General features: G+C 32.5%; 17 protein-coding genes. All 17 read right to left on the bottom strand.

The features are described from left to right. Positions 1–8: 8 nt before the first annotated feature. Entirely contained in the window at positions 9–2,702 is a 2,694-nt protein-coding gene (hpdB, locus tag Q6H37_RS06010) for a 4-hydroxyphenylacetate decarboxylase large subunit (RefSeq protein ID WP_318740006.1), read from the bottom strand. Positions 2,703–2,738: 36 nt separating this feature from the next. Beyond that, the gene (buk, locus tag Q6H37_RS06005) at positions 2,739–3,806 is read right to left on the bottom strand and encodes a butyrate kinase (RefSeq protein ID WP_318740004.1); all 1,068 of its coding nucleotides are present in this window, start codon (positions 3,804–3,806) and stop codon (positions 2,739–2,741) included. A 194-nt stretch (positions 3,807–4,000) separates the two neighbouring features. Then, positions 4,001–4,546, bottom strand: a complete 546-nt coding sequence (locus Q6H37_RS06000) for a 2-oxoacid:acceptor oxidoreductase family protein (RefSeq protein ID WP_318740002.1) — start codon at positions 4,544–4,546, stop codon at positions 4,001–4,003. An 11-nt stretch (positions 4,547–4,557) separates the two neighbouring features. Next, positions 4,558–5,295 carry a thiamine pyrophosphate-dependent enzyme gene (locus Q6H37_RS05995; RefSeq protein WP_318740000.1) on the bottom strand — a complete coding sequence of 246 codons (738 nt, stop codon included), beginning with the start codon at positions 5,293–5,295 and terminating at the stop codon, positions 4,558–4,560. Positions 5,296–5,308: 13 nt separating this feature from the next. Continuing rightward, a complete protein-coding gene (gene vorB / locus Q6H37_RS05990; RefSeq protein WP_007061349.1) occupies positions 5,309–6,388 on the bottom strand; it encodes a 3-methyl-2-oxobutanoate dehydrogenase subunit VorB in 1,080 nt (359 codons plus the stop codon). Positions 6,389–6,410: 22 nt separating this feature from the next. Beyond that, positions 6,411–6,614 (bottom strand): 4Fe-4S binding protein, encoded by a 204-nt coding sequence (locus Q6H37_RS05985; RefSeq protein ID WP_318739996.1) that lies wholly within the window; start codon positions 6,612–6,614, stop codon positions 6,411–6,413. Between the two features lie 97 nt (positions 6,615–6,711). Next, positions 6,712–7,404 (bottom strand): hypothetical protein, encoded by a 693-nt coding sequence (locus Q6H37_RS05980; RefSeq protein WP_318739994.1) that lies wholly within the window; start codon positions 7,402–7,404, stop codon positions 6,712–6,714. A 60-nt stretch (positions 7,405–7,464) separates the two neighbouring features. Further along, positions 7,465–8,370 (bottom strand): bifunctional enoyl-CoA hydratase/phosphate acetyltransferase, encoded by a 906-nt coding sequence (locus Q6H37_RS05975; RefSeq protein WP_318739992.1) that lies wholly within the window; start codon positions 8,368–8,370, stop codon positions 7,465–7,467. A 215-nt stretch (positions 8,371–8,585) separates the two neighbouring features. Next, complete coding sequence (locus Q6H37_RS05970) at positions 8,586–10,454, bottom strand: sigma 54-interacting transcriptional regulator (RefSeq protein WP_318739990.1); 1,869 nt, start codon at positions 10,452–10,454, stop codon at positions 8,586–8,588. Positions 10,455–10,542: 88 nt separating this feature from the next. After that, on the bottom strand, positions 10,543–11,046 hold the full coding sequence (locus Q6H37_RS05965; RefSeq protein WP_318739988.1) for a DUF1097 domain-containing protein: 504 nt from the start codon (positions 11,044–11,046) through the stop codon (positions 10,543–10,545). Between the two features lie 132 nt (positions 11,047–11,178). Further along, a complete protein-coding gene (locus Q6H37_RS05960) occupies positions 11,179–12,114 on the bottom strand; it encodes an NAD(P)H-dependent oxidoreductase (RefSeq protein ID WP_318739986.1) in 936 nt (311 codons plus the stop codon). A gap of 92 nt (positions 12,115–12,206) precedes the next feature. Beyond that, positions 12,207–12,776 carry a DUF1097 domain-containing protein gene (locus Q6H37_RS05955; protein ID WP_007061341.1) on the bottom strand — a complete coding sequence of 190 codons (570 nt, stop codon included), beginning with the start codon at positions 12,774–12,776 and terminating at the stop codon, positions 12,207–12,209. Positions 12,777–12,812: 36 nt separating this feature from the next. Beyond that, positions 12,813–13,673, bottom strand: coding sequence for an acetyl-CoA hydrolase (locus Q6H37_RS05950; protein WP_318739984.1), 861 nt, complete (start codon positions 13,671–13,673; stop codon positions 12,813–12,815). Between the two features lie 216 nt (positions 13,674–13,889). Continuing rightward, the gene (locus Q6H37_RS05945; RefSeq protein ID WP_318739982.1) at positions 13,890–15,239 is read right to left on the bottom strand and encodes a hypothetical protein; all 1,350 of its coding nucleotides are present in this window, start codon (positions 15,237–15,239) and stop codon (positions 13,890–13,892) included. A gap of 158 nt (positions 15,240–15,397) precedes the next feature. Beyond that, positions 15,398–16,279, bottom strand: coding sequence for a LysR family transcriptional regulator (locus tag Q6H37_RS05940; protein WP_318739980.1), 882 nt, complete (start codon positions 16,277–16,279; stop codon positions 15,398–15,400). A gap of 83 nt (positions 16,280–16,362) precedes the next feature. Beyond that, positions 16,363–17,022 carry a GntR family transcriptional regulator gene (locus Q6H37_RS05935; RefSeq protein ID WP_318739978.1) on the bottom strand — a complete coding sequence of 220 codons (660 nt, stop codon included), beginning with the start codon at positions 17,020–17,022 and terminating at the stop codon, positions 16,363–16,365. Between the two features lie 83 nt (positions 17,023–17,105). Beyond that, positions 17,106–17,351: a hypothetical protein gene (locus tag Q6H37_RS05930; protein WP_318739976.1), complete on the bottom strand. Its 246-nt coding sequence runs from the start codon at positions 17,349–17,351 to the stop codon at positions 17,106–17,108. Positions 17,352–17,422: the final 71 nt, after the last annotated feature.

The raw sequence follows: 17,422 nt of genomic DNA, 5'->3' as shown, positions 1-17,422 counted from the left end.
ATACCTTATTATTTATCATATTCAGTTCTATAAATAACTTCATCTTGAATAGGCTTACCGATTTCACACCAGTATTGAGTAAATCCAGCTACACGAACCATAAGTTCTCTATATTTCTCTGGTGTAAGCTGAGCATCCCTCAATGTTTTAGAATCAACAACATTAAACTGAACATGGAATCCACCTTTTCTCATGTAAGCACGTACAAGATCAAGAAGTTTTCTTGTTCCACTGATACCTTTAACTGCTGTTGGATGCAATTTTAAATTCATCTGTGCATTTTGATGCATTGAGTGATCATAAACTGTTGCAGATTCAAATATAGCATATATACCATTCTTATCTGTTCCTGCTGCTGCAGATACAGAACCATCTGAATAAGTTGTTCCTGCAAGTCTTCCATCAGCTGTAGCCAAGGTTACAAAGCCTTGAGGACCATGTGTTGATACTGAAATCTGGCATAAATATAAAGGTTTACCATAGTATGAACGGAATTTATGTGTCATATCATAAATATAATAATGATACGCTTTAAAAATTTCATCTGCATACTTATCAGCATTACCGTATTTCGGTGCATTTACACATGCTGCAAAGATTTTCTCATATTTAGTGCTCTTATCTGTACTCTCTCTGAAGTCAGGTGAGAATACCCCTGTTTCATATGCAGTCTTAAATCCAAAATTATTAAGCATTGCATCTGTCATTTCTTCAATTGTAAATTTATTTTCATCAAAGACATTCTTCTTAATAGAAGTCAATGAATTTACTAAAGTAATAGTGCCGCAGGATTCAAAGTTAATACATGAGTTATATCTCGCTCCCATAGTGCCAATGTGTTTCCCCTTTGTAAAGCAATCAGGTTTTAATAAAGAATTAACAGCTGGCATGTTATATTTTCTCCAAATATCCATTTGAATATTGTTACACCTATTTACAACATCTGTAGTAAGTTCCATATACTCTTTCCATTGATCTACCATTGTTTCATAAGAATCAAGCTTCTTATTATGAGGTGGATATACTTGTTTTCCTGTTCTTTTATCTAAACCGTTTGTTAAAACAAGTTCAAGTACTTTAGGCATACCAATAAAATGAACACCTGTACCACATGTAGGTGATGCGCCTCCTGGGATCATTGTTACTTTTCCATTATATTCAAGTGGCAAAAAGCATCCAGGGGCAGATTCTAGACATCCTCCAAGACACCATGCTCTTGCATCATGAAGATCCATTCCCTCTGCTCCATAGTTTCTCATCATAAAGTTCATACCTGTCTGGTTGTTCATCCATGCAGGATATCCAAGCCCTAGTTTTGTACATGAAGCAGCCTTCATAAGGAAGTCTTCTGGCGTTTTTTCATCGTATAATACACTCAACGTAGGCTGAGGAGTTTGATTTCTCATGCCTGCTTCAACAATTAAATATTCTAGTGGAGTAACTGCTGAAAGTCCATCATAATTTTGTCCGCCTAATGAAAGGTTGTTAAAGGTATTACCAGAAAGAACGCCGCCAGATACACCAGCTGATGCAAAACATTCAATACAAGTAATTTTAATTCTGTATAACTCAAGAAGTTCAATTACTTCTTCATCTGCCATAACACCATCCTCTACATCTTTTTCATAGAATGGCTGCAATACTTGTCCAAGCCTACCAATTGAAAGACCAGATTGAGGATCTTCATTAACAACACCTAAATGACAGCAAAGCGTCATCTGGAGTGCTTCCCAGAAATTTGCAGGTTTCTTATGAGCAATGTTTCCCATAACTTCTTCAATTTTTTCATAGTTAGCTTTAATTTCTGGATCTGTTTCAATAGAAGCTAAATATTTCGCTCTCTTTGAATAGTTTTCACACCATGCACTTAACCCCTTAGTAATTTCCTTCATTGCTGCATAGTAATAACCTCTGCTCATGCCGAAATTGCCGTCATCACCAGCTTCACCCATAACTTCAGCAATTTTTTCATCACATAACTTGATAATTCCATCAAAACCATACTGCAAAGGCATATAATAGTTAATTACTTCACGTCCCTGTGGAATTGCAAAGGAATCGAACATACAGATAACACTTTCCATGATATTTTTAAACTGATCATATCCTGGTGTCATTTTTGAATACTTATCACTTAATTCTTCTACTGAAATTCCTTCCCAAGGCTTTGAGGTTTTAACTAGAACCGGAATTTCTTCCTTTCTCATACCAAACTTTTTAGCAACAGAGATAACATTTCCATAACTTTCAGTAACATTACCTCCACCAGCACCAACAACACTTACTGAATCAGCTTCATTTTCTGCGGGAGCATCAACTTCGTTCATTAAAGCTTCTGCTTGAGCATTAAAGAAACTTGCACAAACCCAAGGAAATGGAAATGCACCTCTAACATTTTTTGTCTTGTTCATAACAAGCTTCTCATAAGGTAAAATTGTAGGTGTCATGTGTGATAAAGAAGCTGCTACAGCTTTAGCTCTTCTTACTTCAATTACTTCACCATCATTTTCCCACCAAGTTCTGTTATACCAATACGCAGCTTCCATATCTGCAGTAACTTTTAAAGTATAATAAATATCCATAAGCTTTTGAGTGCTTTCTTTTGCTTCTGGAATATCTGCTTCTGAAATATTATCAACATCTTTCATGTCAATACCACGACTTTTTAAAACATCTTCAAGTTTAGTTTCTTTAACGTTCATTAAAAATACCTCCTTTTTAATATTTCCTAAAACATATTATTCAACATATTCTCTTGCTTCTTCTTCACCCTTTAATACTCTAAGAGTTCCCAAAGCCAAAGATTCCATTTCATTTTCACCAGGCATAATCTCAACAGGTGCAATAAACTCTACACGCTTTTTAATCCAGTTAGTTATCATATCAGAATATGCTATACCTCCTGTAATAACGATAGCATCTACCTTACCTTCTACTACTGTTGCAAGTTCACCTATTCCCTTGGCAACCTGATAAGCCATAGCTTCATAGACAAGCTTAGCTTTTTCATCTCCACTTTCAATCATTTTTTCAACTTCTCTAGCATCAACAGTGTTAAGATAAGCTTTTAATCCACCATTTCCTCTTAATTTTTTCTTCATAGTTTTTTTATCGTATTTTCCTGAATAGCAAAGATCTATAAGTGCATTGCAAGGAACTTTTCCAGCTCTTTCAGGTGAAAATGGTCCTTCGTCATCTGCCATTATATCTACCATTTGTCCTTTTCTATGAACATTTACTGATATTCCTCCACCTAAATGAGCTACAATAAAATTCATATCTGAATATTTTTTACCATATTTTTTTGCAACCTTCATTGCCATTGCTCTTGTATTTAATGCATGACTAGTACTTGTTCTTGGTATATCTGGCATACCTGATATACGAGCTATATCCTCTAATTCATCTACTCTAACAGAGTCATATATATAGGCTGGTACTCCAATAGAATTTGCTATTTCATAAGCAATTAAAGCTCCTAAATTTGAAGCATGTTCTACTACTGGATTATTTTTCAATCTATTTACCATTGTTTCATTAACTTTATAAGCTCCAGATTTTACTTTTGGAACCATTCCACCTCTTCCAACAACTGCAGCTAATTCTTTAACTTCATATCCATTTTGCTTAAAAAATGAAAGAACAACTTCTTTTCTCATATCAAATTGATCTGTCACATTCTCATATTTTTCAATTTGTTCAGCTGGATGATCTAACGTTTTGCAAAATATTTCTTTTTGATCTTCATATAAAGCTATTTTTGTAGAAGTAGATCCTGGGTTAATTGCTAATATATTGTAACTCATTTACTATTCCTCCTATTTTTAAGTTAATTACTCAATTTTCGCAGTTTAAAAATATTGCGAAGCAACTTTTTTAAAGAGGACAATTGTCCTCTGTCCTCTTTAAAAAATGCTTCGCAATTTGCTTACATTAAGTTAAAATTGTATGTGCGAAATTTGAGTTATTAAACTTTATATTATTACAATCCTCTATATTTTTATTTTTGAGACCTTCCAATTTCAAGCCCTTTTTCAAAGGCTTGTTTGTTTAATGGAAGTAACTTTGGCTTTTTACCAAGTTTGTGTTCAATTGTTTCCCAAACAATTTCAGGAGAAATAACTTCAGTAAACCCTATATATACGCCAAGCATGATAACATTAAGAACTTTTGCATTTCCAAGCTCAAGAGCAAGCTCTGTTACAGGTGCAGAAATTATTTTAATATCTTTTCTTGCAATGTCTTTTTTAACGATTGAGCTGTTACTGAAAAGTCTACCGCCTTCTTTTAATGTATCAAGAAATTTATCTAATGATGGTTCGTTCATAACAATCAAATCATCCATAACGTCACCTAAAGGTGCTCCTATCATTTCGTCTGAAATAACAACGAAACAGTTTGCTGTACCACCACGCTGCTCAGCTCCATATGATGGGAAGAAAGTAACGTTTTTATCTGTAGAATCACAGGTTGCAGATGCTAAAAATTTTCCAAGTGTCATGACACCCTGTCCGCCGAATCCGGCAACACACAAGTTTGTTTCCATATCTCTTCCTCCTATTTATCTCTTATTACACCCAATGGGTATTCTGGAAGCATTTTTTCTTCAATGAATTTAAGTGAATCCAGTGGTTCAAGTCCCCAGTTTGTTGGGCAGTTTGTTACAATTTCAACCATTGAAAATCCTTTACCATTTAACTGGTTTTCGAAAGCTTTTCTGATTGCATTTTTAGTTTTAATTACATTTTGTGGAGTATTGCAGCTTGTACGCTCTAAATATGCTGGTGCTGTAAGCTGATTTAATATTTCACACATATGCATTGGATATCCATGTTCCTCAGCTATACGTCCTTTAGGCGCTGTACTTGCTTTCATACCCATTAATGTAGTAGGAGCCATCTGGCCTCCTGTCATACCATAAATACCATTGTTTATAAAAATAACAGTAATGTTTTCGCCGCGGTTTGCTGCTGAAACTGATTCAGCAAGTCCAATAGAAGCAAAGTCACCATCTCCTTGATACGTAAAAACCAATGTATCTGGGTTTGCTCTTTTAATACCTGTTGCAACTGCACAGGCACGTCCGTGAGGAGAAGTTATATTGTCATATGCAATATAGTCCATATGAAGTCCGCAGCATCCTATACCAAGAACACAAGCAGTTTTTTCAACAATGTTCATTTCTTCTAAAACTTCGCCTATTAATTTGATAACTGTACTATGCATACATCCCGGGCAGAAACCGGAAACTTTATCTTCTTGGATTGTTTTTGTTCTTGAATAAACCTTTTCCATTTTCTATACCCTCCTAGTTTTCATTAATTTTTTTAATAGCTTTAATAATAGCTTCACGGCTCATAATGTTACCACCTGAGCATAAGCATGTATCAATTGAACAACGTTCTTTTACGCCTTTTTCTACATCCTGTAAAAACTGTGCTGGAATAGACATTTCAACATCAACAACAGCTTTACACACATCATAATTGATATTATCAAAGGCTTTATATGGGAAAGGATGTACCGTAATTGGTCTGATTAATCCAACTTTGATACCTTCCCTACGAAGAATATCAACAGCTGATTTTGATACACGAGCTGAAATACCATAAGCTGCAACAACAATCTCTGCATCTTCTATCATATATTCTTCTACTTGTACATCTTTTTCCCATGAGGCATATAAAGCAGCAGCTTCTTCATTTACGCTCTGCATTTTGCTTGTCAACCATTGACCTGGTTGAATCCATGCTCTATTTTTGTAGTCTAATTTATGACCAATACAAGCCCAATCTTTGTTAGATGCTTTTAATTCAGCAACTTCTTCATCTGTTTTCATTTCAGGTAACACAACTGGTTCCATCATTGTTCCAATAACACCGTCACAAAGAATTAAAACAGGGTTTCTGTCTCTTTGTGCATAATCAAATGCTTTATATGTCATGTCAACAGCTTCCTGAACTGTAGATGGAGCAAATACTAACATTTGGAATCCACCATTACCTGAAGCTTTTGTTGCTTGAAGGTAATCTTGCTGAGCTGGTTGGATAGAACCTACACCAGGGCCTCCACGTGATATGTTAGCATACACCATTGGTATACGTGCTGATGCACAGTATGAAATACCTTCACTTTTTAGTGATATACCACAGCTTGATGATGATGTCATTGCTCTTGTTCCTGTTGAAGCAGCGCCATAAACCATATTTACAGAAGCAACTTCGCTTTCTCCTTGTACAAAATTTCCTCCAACTTCAGGCAATCTTCTTGCGAAATATTCTGGAATTTCATTTTGTGGTGTGATAGGATATCCGGCAAAAAATCTACAGCCGGCTCTAACAGCTGCTTCTGCAATAGCTTCACAGCCTTTCATAAATATTCTAGACATTTTTTCTCTTCCCCCTTGTTTATTATTTATATACTTCAATAGCAGCATCAGGACACATTCTTGCACACATGCAGCATCCTATACAAGCATCCATATTAACTGGCACTACATATTCATAGCCTTTTGAATTAACTTCATGTCCTACAGCAAGTACACCTTTAGGGCAAAACTTAATACAATATTGACAACTCTTACAGCTTTCTGATCTAATCTCTGCTTTTGCCATTTTAATCAAATTCTCCTTTCAAAATAAACATGATTTAAACATTTCTATTAATGTTCATAGCTAATTGATCCCTTTGTAATCAAAGGTTTACCAAGAATTATTGGTTCCACGGATATGTCAAATATAAATGAATAGGCATCAAAGGAATGTCTGTCCTAGATTTTACTTTCTCATATAAAGTCTCATTGACACAGGTAAAATCTATATTAATTAAAGCTCCTATCATTTCAAGCATTTTTAAGTTTCCTTCTAATACTTCTTCAACTGTCGTGGAAACCCCATTATTCGGATTACTTATCATATGTACTTTATCTAATTTAATATGAGACATTTTCAATATGGATGAAAGTGTTCCATCTATATGATTCAAATTACCAGACCATGGTCTATATGCATTCAAAACATAATACACAACCGTATTATCTTGATTTACTTTAGGAGCAAATCCCCCTATGGCACGTGCACCTATATCATTTCCGCCAACATCCATAACTACATAACAATTTTCATCCTTGAGCAAAAGATTAACGCCGCCTACAACTGTTGGTGCATCAAAGAACTGTTCTTCATGATGAAATATAATACCCATTTCTTCAATCTCTGCCTTCACATCTCTGGACCTAAACATTGGTTTTGTCATATCCATATCAAAAAAATGTACTGGTTTCTCATTGAGATCAACAAGGTATTTTGCGAAATTTATTGCAATCTCACTTTTACCGCTCCCGGCTTCACCAACAAAAATAAAATTCGATTTATTCATTGTGAACTTTTTGCAATCAATATTCATAAGCAGCCTCCCTTAATCATTTTTCCTTATTTCTTTTTGTAAGTAATTATTCTAAATTTATTACTTAGCTGCTGATGCAGATAATACTAATGATAGATATTTTTCTTCAGCTGAAGATCCTCTTGAAGTTAAAACAATAGGAACCTTAGCTCCAACTATAAAACCTGCCATCTTACCACCTGCAGAGAAAACTAAAGCTTTTCCAAGTATATTCCCTGCAGTAATGTTTGGAACAATTAAAACATCTGCGTCTCCCACTACAGGACTGCCGTATCCTTTTATTTCTGCTGATTCTTTACTCATAGTTAAATCATAGGATATAGGACCTTCAACAATACAGTTTTTTATTTCTCCCTTTTGATTCATTTTCTTTAATAAAGCTGCATCAACAGATTCAGGCATTTTAGGATTAACCTTTTCAACAGCTGCTAAAACTGCAACTTTTGGTTTTTCATATCCAATATCTATAAGTGTATTAACAGCATTTTCAATGATTTGCTTTTTCTCATCTACATTTGGATACATCATCATTCCACCATCTGTAGTTACTATTAACTTGTGATAATTAGGTATTTCATTAATAACAAAATGAGACATAACCCTTCCTGTTCTAAGTCCCTTTTCCTTATTTACCACTGCTTTTAAAAGGTCAGCAGTTTGAATTTTACCCTTCATTATAAAGTCTGCTTTATTGCTATTAACAAGTTCTACTGCCTTTGCTGCTGCTGAAGCATCATCTTCTGCATCAATAATAGAACTATCATCTAAATCTTCTTTTAAGTTACTTAATATTTCTTTTATTTTTGATTTATTTCCTATCAATAAAGGCTCTGCTATATTATCTTTTCTAGCTTTAAATACAGCTTGTAAAGTGTGTTCATCTTGTGCTGCTACTACTGCTGCTATTTTCTTTGATCCTGAATTTTGAACTTTTTTAATTAATTCTTCAAAATTTTTAAATACCATTTTACTCCTCCTATATAACTAAAAATCATCCTTCACTACTAACTCTTATCCATTAGTTCTTAACTTGTGAAGCTTTGCTTCTCATTATACCTATTATATTAGCAACTTTCATGCCAAAATAAAAAACAGACCTAAAGCCTGTTTTTGTGTAAATGTTTTTATTTTATTGTTTCAGTAAATTAACACTATGTTTCATTTTATTTACATTATCCATGTTAACATTTACCTTTTCTCCATAACGCTGTTCTACTTATGCCTAGTTTTTTTGCAATTTCGTTTTTTGACATTCCACTGCTCTTCAACATTTGTATTACCTTCTCTTCTACATACTTATTAATTTGCTTTAAATCTAATAAATTCTCATCGTTATCTAACTTATTGTTATCTTCCAGCATTTCATTTTCATCTAAATCTACTTCTTGAAAAATCAAATATCTTTGAACAACATTCCTTAATTCCCTAACATTCCCTAGCCACGAATAATTCAGTATCTTTTTTTCAATTTTACTTTCAAGCTTAAACTCACATACTTTTTTTGATAATGTTTTTAGATAATGCATAAATAGTGGAATTATATCTCCTTTTCTTTCTCTAAGAGGTGGTATATGCAGTTCTAAAATACTCAATCTATAAAACAAATCACTTCTAAAGGTACCATTTTTAATTTTTCCTTTCAAATTTTCATTGGCAGCTGCAATAATTCTTACATCTAGAGGAATAACATAATCTGATCCTATTCTCATTACTTCTTTTTCTTCTAAAACACGCAAAATCTTTGCTTGAAGATTCAAAGACATACTATTTATTTCATCTAAAAATATAGTTCCTCCATGAGCAAGCTCAAATAAACCTGGTTTTCCGCCCTTTCTTGCACCTGTAAATGCTCCTTCTTCATATCCAAATAACTCACTTTCCAAAAGACTTTCAGAAATTGCTGCACAGTTAATAGCTACAAAAGGTTCTTTTTTTCTGTTACTTATGTTATGAATACTCTGAGCAAACATTTCCTTACCTGTACCGCTTTCACCATAAATCATAACAGTACTATCATCTAATCCTATTTTAATAGCTTTTGATACTGTATTTTTCATTATGGGATCATTGGCAATGATATTTTGAAATGTATACTTAGCAACAAGACCTTTTTTATTTAATTCATATCTTATCTTTTTTTCTAAATTTTGAAGCTTAGTAATATCTTGAAAAGAGCAAAGAACGCCATGAGTTTGTCCATCTATATTCAACACAGATGTATTAGCTGTGATTACTATTTCAGGCAAATTTTTTATTTCATTATATTGATTAACTCCACTTTTTAAAACATCCATCATAAAAGTAAGTTCTGGACAAACTTCCTCAATATTTTTATCCATGACATTGGTACTAGACTTTTTTAATAATTCCTGTGCTCTTTCATTGTATAATATAATTTTTCCATTCCTATCTATAGCAATAACTGCATCATGTACACCGTCTAGAATCATATTTAATACTTCATTTCTGTAATTTTGTTCATACAAACTATCTACTAACTGTTTTGCATGTTCAAATATATCACAGATAGATTCATTGCTTGCACCTATAGAAACATTATCTATTCCTAAATTTTCAGCGTACATGCAAGGAATACCGCCACCAACCACTATGACCTTATCTCTTATTTTCTTATATTTATTAATTATGGATTCTATATTATCCTTATCCTCAAACTTTTCAATTATAATCTTCTCATGAATAACATCCTTCCAATCCTCATAACTAAAATACTCTAAATCTGATATGACAATAACTATATCTTTCTTATATTTACCAGCCTTCTTTATTGCATATAAAATATCTAACGTACTTATTTTTAAATTTATAACTGGTACATTTACCGTACCTACAGTATGACGATATCCTCCACTTCTTGCTATAATAGCACTTGCTCCCCTATTCTCCAGCATCTTTCCTTGTGCTTTCATATTATCAGGATCTAATATATCTATAATTATTTCGCCTTGTTCAACTTCTTTTCTAAATAAATGTACAACAATATCCTTTAATTTTTCATCCGAGGCAATAAATCCTATTTTTTTTATCATACACATTCTCCTTAAAAATTACTAAATACAAGACAAAACATTTAAAAATTAAAGCTGCAAATTCATTTAAACTTCTCATCTTATCGAATTACTTTTTTATCATTGTAATTAGTAAATTCTGAAACTTTAATACACCTATACCTACATACCATACTCCCATTAACATGGATATTCCTATTTGAATAGGTAAGGTTCCCCAATTCATATTTAATGGAGCCATAAGCAATAAAGTTATTGCCCATCCAGATAACCATGCTGGCAAAAATATTATTTTTTCTAATTTAGTACTTGCAATAATTACTGCTAGTCCTCCTAAAATAAATAAAGCGCAAAAAAGTTCTATATTTTCATTTAATTTTACCATATCCATTGCTTTCAGTGCTATACACCCCCATAAATCTCCTAGCAAAAAACCTATAGATATCTTAACACCATCTTCTACTCTATTTCCATTTGCAAGAAAAATCCCAGCACAAATCAAAGCTACAGCGCCTGTAGTAATGCCAAAATAAGGACTTATTACTGCCCATATTGGAGGCAGCAGTGCTATTCCCAAAGCTAATGTTAAAACATTTAATTTTCTTTCGTTCATATAATATACCTCTTCCTAAAATTTAATAATTTAATAGGCTGTTACACTAATTATTGTAACAGCCTTCTTTTAGACTAAAATTTTTTAATAAAACTAAATTTTTTATGTTAATCCATAATACTTTTGAGTATTTTACTTTTCTGGCATTGTTCCTGTAATAAAGTTCTTATAACTTTCCAAACGTTGTTTATACTTATCAGTTTTTTTCATATCCGCAATTGTAGATATAGTCTTTCCAATATCATCACCATGCTTAAATTTTCCAGATAAAGTATCATGTGCATGTTCTAACTGTTCTTCTGGGAATTCAAACTTTACTTTACCATCTACAATTTTAATGTCACCTTCAATACCACATAATTCGCAAATAGCATGTGTAGATTCTCTATCTAAGAAGAAGTTTCTAGAATGACAATGTGGACAAACGCCCTCTTCTCCTTTATATAAAGCATTTGAAATATCCTTTGCTGCATTTGCAATGTTAACTCCTATTTGATGAACCCTTGCAACTCTTTCATCATCTATAATAATACCAGAAGACCATGGGAATGTTTCATTATTAATAACCTTCCACATAGGAGTTAAAGCCTGCATTGCTGCGGTACATTGGAACTTTATAGTCCAATCAGAACCACCAATTCCCATGTAGGAAATAACCTTATCCTTTAATATTCTTGGATCTGGAGCTTTTCCACCTTTTTCTTCAGCAATTTTAGCTGCTATTACATTATTTCCTCTATCCATTCTTGGTCCAAAACGATCTGTGATTGTCTGAAAAATTCCAGGCACACCTTTTTCAAAGATTGGAAGTGCCACAACTATTCCATCTGCATCTAACATTTTGTCAAGCAGCCAATCAAAGTCATCTTTTAAAACACACATATTTCCTTTTCCTGACATAAGTGTTTGAACACAAGCTGTACATCCAGTACAATGTTTTATATCTAAATCCATAAGACGGATAAATTCAACTTCTGCGCCTGCCTCTTTTGCACCCATAAGAGCTTCTTTGCACATAGCATCATTATGACCATTCTTTGTTCCACCTGAAATACCCAAAATTTTCATTTTTAACCTCCAAATATAATTAGTTAGTATAAAGATTTTTACAAATTCTTTTACTCTATTTTAATCTGTATAATTATTTTACAAATTTTAAATTATACAGTTTGTTGTTTTTCCTCTTGTCCACCAAATACGTATTTAGGCCACTCTTTACCAAGAAATATATTGCAAAGTGCACCACCACCAGCTACTAATACTACTGACATTATCATTCCATAAAGAAAGAATCCAAATAAATGAAATGGTGTTATTGCTGGCGCATTAGCTGGATGAATTGAAAATATAAAAAATGTTTCTGCAAGCCCTAAAAATAATGCTGGTATATTTGCGAATATAGTATCTCTCAATAAATTTTCATGGACAGTTAATATAGAGAATATTACAACAATTGTCAATCCTACACCACTAGTCCATGGTGGCAAGTCTTTTAATGCTCCAATTAATACACCATTAAGCATTGCCCATAAAATTCCTATAGGGTAGCACACTATCATAGATGGTATCTTCTTAAAATCTGCACCCATTGCAAAGAATAAAAGTAATACAACAAATAACATCCAATTATAATTTGCAAACCCAAAAGCTCCCATAGGCTGCATTAGAAGGGTTAGTATAACTGCACCAAAAGCGCCTTGAATTAAAAGTGCCTTTCTTTTAATTGACATGCTTATTCCCTCTTTCTCCATAATATATTTGATGATTTAACGCATAGGAATAAATCCGCGATACTGTGTATAGTTATCACTTTCAGCAATATCTGTTAAGAATAAACTTGAAATTTCAAATTTAGGTTTCAAATAAGGGAATTCATCATACTTAGCCCAAGATGGTTTTTTAATCTCTTTTGCCCTTTCCACTGCAGTTCTGTGCCAGCCTGAAGGACAATTAAACCAAATTTCAACCACTCTTTGATATGGACAGTTATTAATGCTTTGGATAATCTTGCTTGTTAACATTCTTGTTACATCTTGAGATTCCTGAAATTTTGGTACAACTTCTTCATAAAACCACTTGTCCCCTTCTTCCATAGATACACCATCTGGATATTTCATTACAAACTGCCAACGATAATTAGGCCCATCTTCCATAGTTCTTCCTTCACCTTTTAAATCTTCTTCCCAGGAAATAGGCACAAAAGCCCAGATAAATGGAGGCATACCATTATCACCACCTGTTGATCTTGCAGCATCTCCTGATTCCATTTTATCTGTTTCTTTACCTTCAAGAATTGCTACTTCATTATCATCTGGAACATTGCCTTGCCATTTTAATACGTCAATTGGAAAATATTCAGTCATGGCTTTATTTTTAAATTCAGGTGTTAGTGGATTAACTAACCAGTAATGTTCTGTTAACTGCATTCTGTGAGTTCCAAATCTTTCTCCATCTGGTGGTGTTGGTAATGCAGGATAAAACGCATATTTACTTACATATGGACCAAACTGCGCCATACTTTCTGGTACATGATGATAGTAAAGCCAATGCTTTAACATGTGTCTGTAATCCTCTTTTACAACATCTACATAAATAAGGCTTCTCATGGGCTGAAATTGAATTGACATTTATAATTCCCTCTTTCAATAATAATTTATTTTTAATTATTTACCTCACATCTATAAAACGTTTACTTTTTAAAATTATTAAGCAATTAACATTTTGTATTTATAGTAATGGGATATAGAAATATCTAATCCCATTACTATAAATACAATGACAGCAACTTATTATTACGGAAAGGTACTGTTAAATTACAAGCTGCTCTTCTATAAAATAGTAAGTTAAACAGTACAACGTAATATATACAATCCATCCATATATGTATCTATATAAATATAACCACGATCATCAACTAAAACATCCTCTGTTATTGCAACTCTTGCTCCTGGTACTAAGTTACCTTCTCCATTATTGAATAAATCCTTCTTTGGATCTGGTGGAAGGAAATATGCTATTTCTTTTGGCACATAAGGATCACTTACATCGTAAATACGAAGTCCAGCATTAAAATGACAACAATAAACTCTATCATTACGTTTCTCATAAACATCTTGACCAAATGCATCAAATATATTGTGAGGTCCAAATGGAATACGCACTCCATCAACAACATTAAAGTTTGTACCATGAGTATATCCTTCAGGTACTTCAGGATATGGGAAAATGGAAATAAGACTTGGATTACTTACATCTGTAACTTCTACTATGCTAAGCATATTCATAGGCTGAGTTACAATTTTCTTAAATAATCCTTCTGTTGTTTCATTGCTGAAATATCTTGACCTTTCTCCTTCTGTTGTAACCACTACATAAGGTCTGTCTCCTAATGGTAAAACAGAATGAATTGGCGCTCCTGCTGATCCTCCTCCAAATGGTGGATTAAGAGGAAGACAATTTAACATTTTAGGATTTGTTTTATCCTTTACATCTAACATAATAAATCCCTTATTTGCATATGCCATATAAACAATATCATCTTTAACAACACATGCATGAAGGAATGGTGCAGATAATGCTTCTGCTGATCCATAACGTGCACTGCCTGATGATACTTTATTATTCATAAACTGTTCGTCAGCCCACCATCTTCCAACTTCTACAGGATTTTTAGGATCTTCAATATCTACTATTCTTAAGATAAATCCATTAAATCCTTCTGCATTTCCGGTTACGTATACATACCTTCCGCCATTGTAGAAGAATCTATGTACTCCAGCTCCACCTTTACATTGAAACTTGGATAATAAAATTGGGTTTTCCGGATCTGTTTTTACATCCCAGATCATTATTCCTCCCCAGAATGGTAAACCAATTTCTGTACCATGTAATTCTTTCATTGTTCCACCATGTGCTGTAACCATAATTCCGTCAGCAATTTGAATCTTTGGTGTACCCTGTCCATCATGCAAATCTTCAGACAGCCATGGACCTTGAAGCCACTTAACATTTCTTGGATGTGCTGGATCAGTAACATCAATTATATTCCATCCATTGTGTCTAAATGAAGCTGTATAGATATAATATTTATCTCCAGATTTTTGCATAGCCATTTGAAATCCTGGTTTGCCATTCATATCGTCATAACCTATAAATTCAATGTTTTTACATAACATTTCAGTTCTTGTACTCATAAAATGCCTCCAATTTTATAAATTTTGCAAATATTATAAGATATATCTTATAACATATATCTTTATTAAAATAATATCAAATATAAAACCATAAGTACAATGCCTAAAATATAAAATAATCCATATCAATTTTGATATGGATTATTTTACATTGCAAATTATTTTAGATGTCGTATAAATTCATTAACTAACACATGTACAATTTCACTTTTATTATTTTTATTCCATGCCATGCTCACCTCATGATTAGAATCTAATAAAACATATTTAAAGGATGGTGTATTTATTATATTTTTTCCCCATGTATCAAAAAATGTTACACCCAATCCATTTTCTACACATGCAAATATAGATTCCATATTTGGTGACAACTTTAAATGTGGTACAAATCCATAGGACTTACAATAATTCCGAATTTCTAATTCAGCATTATGCGCCTCTTCATTAGCTATAACATAAAAAGTTTCATCTTTAAAATCATATGGTGTTAGATTTTGTTTTTTAGGTAGTTTTTGAAATTTAGAATACAAAATCAACTTTTGAATTTCAGTTACTTTTTGTTTATTAATATCCTTTATACCATCCAAAGAGTTATCTAAGGTTAATATCACATCTAAATTATTAGTAGTTAATGCTTTTGTAAGTTCATTTATTTCCAAACATTCTACTGAAACTGAAATATCAGGAAACTCCTTTGAGAATTTTTCCAAAATACTAGGTAAAAATGATGAAATGCTCCATCCTACAATATAACCTAACCTTATAATACCTTGCTTTTTACAATTTAGAGAATGAACTTTTTCCATTGTATTTTCAAATTCTAACTGAAATCTACGAAAAAAATCGTAGTATATTTCTCCTGCTTCAGTTAATTTAATATGCTTATTTGTCCTATCAAACAAAGATATTCCAAGCTCTTTTTCAAAAGCTGCCATATACCGACTTATAGCAGGTTGTGTTATGTATAAATTATTAGCTGCTTTTGTGAAGCTTTTTTCATAGGCAATTTCTAAAAAACATTTAATTTGAGTATCATTCACTATATCACCTCGTATTTTCCCAGGCATTTTACGAGCTTTTGCTCAAGTAAGAGATATTCCTCACAAACAAACTCCACCTGAGTCTAAGAATCACTTGATTTTCTATGTACAAGGCAATTCAATAAAATTTCTGTAGCCTGCTTATACTCTTTTTCCATAGATGTTACAGCACTATCAATATTTTTTTCAAGTACAGCATTATATATATTAATATGATTATCAATACTAGTCATGCCCTCTCTTTCTTTACGATAGGCACTTCTAAGCATACTTTGCTGTCCTTTTATTAATTTTGACATAGCTATAAGTCTGGAGTTATCTGCATATTTATAAAAAACTCTTATAAATTCTTCTATACTTTCTGAACGTTTTATTTCATCATTAGCCTCTTGAAAATTTTTAATATTATGCAATAATTCACTTGAAATCTCATCAATTCTACCATTCTCTATGGCATACCTTATAGCAGCACAATCTAATGTTAAAGCAACCTCTTGAATTTCAATAATATCTTTTTTTTCAATACTAATTACACTAGCCCCTATATTATTTTTATATTCAATTAGTCCTTCTTTTTGTAATCTATTTAAAGCTTCTCTTATTGGTGTACTACTTATTCCAAATTTATCCTGAAGTTCATTGACATTTAACCTCTTCCCCCAAGGAATTACCTGTTCAATAATGTCATCTCTAATTTGAATATATATTTGATCTACAAGAGACTGTTTTACTAAAGTTCCCATTTTATTCTCCACCTTTTTCTTTTCTTAAGTTATATTATAATAGAATTTCTGCTCCATAGTAAATTTACTTATAAACATATTAATTAATTATTTTTAACGTTATTTAGCAAAACCTTAGAATTTGAAGTTATTTTTTTCACAGTATCTAGTATTTCTTCTGTAGATTTAGCTTGATCAATTGATACTTTTTCTAAAGGTGATTTTATTTTTTCTCCATTAAGTACACATATACACTCATTTTCACTAGTAACATTAATTGCACAATCACCACCAACTAAACTTTTTATAGCAGGAACAAATTCAATTAAATATTCAAGTTTCTTATTCATTTTTCTCCCCCTCAAATTTTACACATAATATAACATTATCCACAAGTATAATATATCATGCAAGATATATT

The organism is Clostridium sp. JS66 (genome assembly GCF_033561535.1).
GTDB classification, from domain to species: Bacteria; Bacillota; Clostridia; order Clostridiales; family Clostridiaceae; genus Clostridium_AM; species Clostridium_AM carboxidivorans.
This window is presented reverse-complemented; position numbering and strand designations above follow the sequence as displayed.

Excerpts from the sequence above, each read along its gene's own strand:
- Q6H37_RS05995 (WP_318740000.1), bottom strand. The coding sequence starts at position 5,295 with ATGGAAAAGGTTTATTCAAGAACAAAAACAATCCAAGAAGATAAAGTT.
- Q6H37_RS05960 (WP_318739986.1), bottom strand. The coding sequence starts at position 12,114 with ATGAAAATTTTGGGTATTTCAGGTGGAACAAAGAATGGTCATAATGAT.
- Q6H37_RS05985 (WP_318739996.1), bottom strand. The coding sequence starts at position 6,614 with ATGGCAAAAGCAGAGATTAGATCAGAAAGCTGTAAGAGTTGTCAATAT.
- Q6H37_RS05930 (WP_318739976.1), bottom strand. The coding sequence starts at position 17,351 with ATGAATAAGAAACTTGAATATTTAATTGAATTTGTTCCTGCTATAAAA.
- Q6H37_RS05945 (WP_318739982.1), bottom strand. The coding sequence starts at position 15,239 with ATGAGTACAAGAACTGAAATGTTATGTAAAAACATTGAATTTATAGGT.
- Q6H37_RS05950 (WP_318739984.1), bottom strand. The coding sequence starts at position 13,673 with ATGTCAATTCAATTTCAGCCCATGAGAAGCCTTATTTATGTAGATGTT.
- Q6H37_RS05980 (WP_318739994.1), bottom strand. The coding sequence starts at position 7,404 with ATGAATATTGATTGCAAAAAGTTCACAATGAATAAATCGAATTTTATT.
- Q6H37_RS05935 (WP_318739978.1), bottom strand. The coding sequence starts at position 17,022 with ATGGGAACTTTAGTAAAACAGTCTCTTGTAGATCAAATATATATTCAA.
- Q6H37_RS06000 (WP_318740002.1), bottom strand. The coding sequence starts at position 4,546 with ATGGAAACAAACTTGTGTGTTGCCGGATTCGGCGGACAGGGTGTCATG.
- Q6H37_RS05970 (WP_318739990.1), bottom strand. The coding sequence starts at position 10,454 with ATGATAAAAAAAATAGGATTTATTGCCTCGGATGAAAAATTAAAGGAT.
- Q6H37_RS05955 (WP_007061341.1), bottom strand. The coding sequence starts at position 12,776 with ATGTCAATTAAAAGAAAGGCACTTTTAATTCAAGGCGCTTTTGGTGCA.
- vorB (WP_007061349.1), bottom strand. The coding sequence starts at position 6,388 with ATGTCTAGAATATTTATGAAAGGCTGTGAAGCTATTGCAGAAGCAGCT.
- hpdB (WP_318740006.1), bottom strand. The coding sequence starts at position 2,702 with ATGAACGTTAAAGAAACTAAACTTGAAGATGTTTTAAAAAGTCGTGGT.
- Q6H37_RS05975 (WP_318739992.1), bottom strand. The coding sequence starts at position 8,370 with ATGGTATTTAAAAATTTTGAAGAATTAATTAAAAAAGTTCAAAATTCA.
- buk (WP_318740004.1), bottom strand. The coding sequence starts at position 3,806 with ATGAGTTACAATATATTAGCAATTAACCCAGGATCTACTTCTACAAAA.
- Q6H37_RS05965 (WP_318739988.1), bottom strand. The coding sequence starts at position 11,046 with ATGAACGAAAGAAAATTAAATGTTTTAACATTAGCTTTGGGAATAGCA.